The sequence below is a fragment of the Micromonospora sp. ALFpr18c genome (assembly GCF_008868155.1).
GTDB lineage: Bacteria > Actinomycetota > Actinomycetes > Mycobacteriales > Micromonosporaceae > Micromonospora.
This window is the reverse complement of sequence record NZ_WBKR01000547.1, coordinates 1-254: the sequence shown is the minus strand read 5'-3', so window position 1 is coordinate 254 and position 254 is coordinate 1. Positions and strand designations below refer to the sequence as shown.

Here is a 254-nt window from a genome sequence, read left to right as displayed (position 1 = left end):
GCTCAGCCCGCACGCCCGGGCCCACCATCGGGTAACTCATCCACTCGGTCCTATCTGTGCTAGCCGGACTCCACCGGCCTTAACGGAAATTCGACATATTCCGTTACACAGATCTCCCTACAGGCCCGACCCAGGTTCTCCAGCTTCGACTCCTGCAAACTCGTCGCGATCGAGATCACCGCGGCGCGTTCGGGCAGGCCGGCCTTCTTCGTCGCGGCGATGATCGCCTTGACGTTCGCGGTCTGCTCACCGTT

1 pseudogene is annotated in these 254 nt (G+C 62.2%); it reads right to left on the bottom strand.

The features are described from left to right. Positions 1-59: 59 nt before the first annotated feature. A pseudogene (locus F8271_RS31980) lies at positions 60-254 on the bottom strand (hypothetical protein); the annotation flags it as partial.